We start from the raw sequence: 3,163 nt of genomic DNA, 5'->3' as shown, positions 1-3,163 counted from the left end.
GCCGGCATGGGCAGGCCCGCCGCGTCCATCCGGATGTCCGCCAGGATCCGGTCGGCGGACGTCACCAGTGCCACGGCGTCCCCGGGGAGGCTGCGAAGCAGATCGGCGGCCCCGGGAAGAGCCACGATGCCCTCTGTCCGTACCCGTTCCATCGCGCCGAGTTCAGCGGTGAGAGCCACCACGTCAGCACCTGCCGGGGCGAAACGCCGCACCGTGTCGCCCGCCTGGACGCCGTGGGAGGTCCGCAGAATCTCCGCGATGTCCAGGCCGTAGCGCGCGGCGAACTCACCCCACACCTGTTCCACCACCGCGGTGGAATCCACCAGGGTGCCGTCCATGTCGAACAGGACAGCGCGGGCAGTCAGGGTTGCGGCGACGGAATCGGCAGGCAGGTTCATGAATCCATCCTGCCTCACCACACACGCAGGCCGCGTGTCTGTTACTTTGGCCGCTGGAGACGTGGCCGGTGCGGACCTAGGTGGCGGACCGGGGGATGTACTGCACCGCCCACTTGTTGCCGTCGGGATCGGCGAAGTAGACGAAGTGGCCCCACGCCTGGACGTCGACGTCGCTGACGTCCACGCCGTTGGCCTTGAGCTGGCCATGGGCGGCGTGGATATCGCTGACCACCAGCTGAAGGCTCGGCGCCGTGCCGGGAGGGGCATCGTTGAGGCCCTCGCCGATGGCAATCGAGCAGCCGGAGCCCGGCGGGGTGAGCTGGACGAAGCGGATGCCGTCCATGGGCCGCTCGTCGTAGTCGGCGTTGAAGCCCACCTTGTTGACGTAGAAATCCTTGGCGCGGTCCACATCGGACACAGGGACAAACACAAGTTCGAGTTTCCAGTCCATGGTGCACAGGCTAGCCGGGCACGCTGGGTTCCGGAAGACCCGGACCGGTCAGCCGGCGATGCCGTACAGGCGGTCTCCAGCGTCGCCCAGGCCGGGCACAATGTAGGACTTCTCGTTCAGTTTCTCGTCGATGGAGGCCAGGACGATGGTGACGTTGGCGTCCGAGAGCTCTTCCTCGAGTTTGGCGAGTCCTTCCGGGGCGGCCAGCAGGCAGATGCAGGTGACATCCGAGGCGCCGCGCTTGAACAGGAACTTGATGGCCTCGCGCAGGGTGCCGCCGGTGGCCAGCATGGGGTCCAGGACGAAGATCTGCCGGTCCGTCAGGTTCTCCGGCAGGCGCTCCGCGTATGTGATGATGTCCAGGGTTTCCTCGTCCCGGGCCATGCCCAGGAAGCCGACCTCGGCGGTGGGGACCAGCTTGGTCATTCCCTCGAGCATGCCGAGGCCGGCTCGGAGAATGGGAACCACCAGCGGCGTGGGCTTGGTGAACGCGGTGCCCACGGTGGTGGAAACCGGCGTTTCGATGGTCACCGGCTGCGTGCGGACGTCGCGGGTGGCTTCATAGGCGAGGAGCGTAACAAGCTCCTCGGTCAGCTGGCGGAAAACCGGCGACGGGGTGTTCTTATCCCGCAGGACGGTGAGTTTGTGGGCGACCAGCGGATGGTCCACGACGAGTGTGCGCATGCGTCAAAACTATCATCCGGAGGCTGCCTTCCTGCCCCGGCTTCCGGCATCTCCACCGGCCTCGGGGGCCTCCTTGTCCGGCAGGTGTGCGGGGTGCTCGAAGGTGGGTGCCGGCCCTGCGTGCTCCCGGCGCCGGATCACGTGGAACAGCCTGTGGGCGAGGATCACCATGCCCACCCACGCCAGCCCGAGCAGCCAGGCGGCCATCACGTCCGTCATCCAGTGGTGGCCAAGGAACACCCTGCTCAGGCCCATGGCGATGATGAACACGGCCCCCGCCGCGACGACGCCGGCCCGGACCCAGGTCTTTTTGACCTGGAGGCACACGAGGTAGACCACCACGCCGATCACCACCGTGCTGTTGAGCGTGTGGCCGCTGGGAAATGAGGGAGAAAACTCGAAGGGAGGCACGGCATCGATGTGGTCCGGGCGGGTGCGGCCCAGGAGCGTCTTGCCCACGCTGGTGGCCGTAACGGAGACGGCGGCGGCGCCGCCCACGAGGATGAGGGGCCGCCAGCTGCGGCTGACATAAATCAGCCAGGCCACGAGGATGCTCGCCAGGATGGGCATGCCGATGCCGCCGCCAATGTTGGTGAAGGCGGTGACCGTGCTGTCCAGCCACGGAGTCCGGTACTGTTTGGCGAGTTCGAGGGCAGGTTTGTCCAGGCCGGAAACACCGTTCTGGTCCACCACGCTGTCGTACACCTCGGCTCCGAGCAGCGTCAGGGTGATCACCAGGATGCCGCCGACGATGAGCGTGATCCAGAGTGCCGCGTACGGGCCCAGCCACCGGCCGAACCGATCAGTCACCGATTTCATCATCTCTCCCGGCGAGGTGCCCTCAGAAGCTAAGTACCCTTAGAAACTATCATTGACCCATGACCCCGGCAGATCCACAACACGTCGAATGGATGGGCCTTGCCCTCGAAGAAGCCCGGCGGGCCCTGGCCACCGAGGACGTGCCCATCGGCGCCGTCGTCATCGGTCCCGACGGCACCGTGCTCGGATCGGGCCGCAACGAACGGGAGGCGCACGGGGATCCCACTGCCCACGCGGAAGTCGTGGCCATCCGTGAGGCTGCCGCCCGGCTCCGTGAGCGTTCCATCCCCGACGGCGGGCGCGGCGACGGCTGGCGGCTCGAGGACTGCACACTGGTGGTGACGCTGGAGCCGTGCGCCATGTGCGCCGGGGCTATCGTGCTGGCACGGATCCACCGGGTGGTGTTCGGGGCCTGGGACGAGAAGGCAGGCGCGGCCGGATCCGTCTTCGATATCCTCCGCGAGCGCCGGCTCAACCACTGGGTGGAGGTCTACGCGGGGGTGCAGGAGGAGGAATGCGGTGCGCTGCTGCGGGACTTCTTTCGCGCGCACCGGAGCGGCGACGCCCTGTCTCTTATACACATCTAGATGTGTATAAGAGACAGATGTGGAGGACGCCGTCCGGAATGACGCCAGCGTTCGGGCCCACGGCCACGGTGCGAATTCCGGCCGCAACGCCGGCGGCGATACCGGCGGGCGCGTCCTCGAAGACCACGGCCTCTTCGGGCGCCACGCCAAGGAGTTCAGCGGCGCGCAGGTAGCCTTCCGGATGCGGCTTGCCCCGGGTGACGAGATCGGCCGTGACGGCCGTG

Annotated in this window: 6 protein-coding genes; 1 reads left to right on the top strand and 5 read right to left on the bottom strand. The window is 67.2% G+C overall.

What is annotated here, in order from left to right:
- The 4 genes from B1A87_RS22505 to B1A87_RS22490 form a co-directional block, all read right to left on the bottom strand.
- A partial coding sequence (locus tag B1A87_RS22505; RefSeq protein ID WP_185982453.1) for an HAD family hydrolase occupies nt 1-398 on the bottom strand: 398 nt, incomplete at its 3' end.
- A gap of 76 nt (nt 399-474) precedes the next feature.
- Nucleotides 475-849, bottom strand: coding sequence for a VOC family protein (locus B1A87_RS22500; protein ID WP_078029913.1), 375 nt, complete (start codon nt 847-849; stop codon nt 475-477).
- Nucleotides 850-897: 48 nt separating this feature from the next.
- Entirely contained in the window at nt 898-1,533 is a 636-nt protein-coding gene (upp, locus tag B1A87_RS22495) for a uracil phosphoribosyltransferase (protein WP_078029912.1), read from the bottom strand.
- Nucleotides 1,534-1,545: 12 nt separating this feature from the next.
- Entirely contained in the window at nt 1,546-2,352 is an 807-nt protein-coding gene (locus tag B1A87_RS22490) for a phosphatase PAP2 family protein (protein WP_078029997.1), read from the bottom strand.
- A 59-nt stretch (nt 2,353-2,411) separates the two neighbouring features.
- On the opposite strand from B1A87_RS22490, the gene tadA reads away from it, so the two are divergent.
- A complete protein-coding gene (tadA, locus tag B1A87_RS22485; RefSeq protein WP_144275958.1) occupies nt 2,412-2,939 on the top strand; it encodes a tRNA adenosine(34) deaminase TadA in 528 nt (175 codons plus the stop codon).
- On the opposite strand, the gene B1A87_RS22480 is transcribed toward tadA, so the two are convergent.
- Nucleotides 2,926-3,163: HAD-IA family hydrolase (locus B1A87_RS22480; protein ID WP_144275957.1), on the bottom strand; the 238-nt coding region annotated here is incomplete at its 5' end. The two genes, tadA and B1A87_RS22480, sit on opposite strands and share 14 nt — an antisense overlap.

The sequence above is a fragment of the Arthrobacter sp. KBS0703 genome (assembly GCF_002008315.2).
Taxonomy (GTDB): Bacteria; Actinomycetota; Actinomycetes; order Actinomycetales; family Micrococcaceae; genus Arthrobacter.
The sequence above is the reverse complement of the archived record's forward strand: the minus strand, read 5'-3'. Positions and strand labels throughout refer to the sequence as shown.

Coding starts and splice junctions, on each gene's coding strand:
- tadA (WP_144275958.1), top strand. CDS start 2,412: ATGACCCCGGCAGATCCACAACACGTCGAATGGATGGGCCTTGCCCTC.
- B1A87_RS22490 (WP_078029997.1), bottom strand. CDS start 2,352: ATGAAATCGGTGACTGATCGGTTCGGCCGGTGGCTGGGCCCGTACGCG.
- B1A87_RS22500 (WP_078029913.1), bottom strand. CDS start 849: ATGGACTGGAAACTCGAACTTGTGTTTGTCCCTGTGTCCGATGTGGAC.
- upp (WP_078029912.1), bottom strand. CDS start 1,533: ATGCGCACACTCGTCGTGGACCATCCGCTGGTCGCCCACAAACTCACC.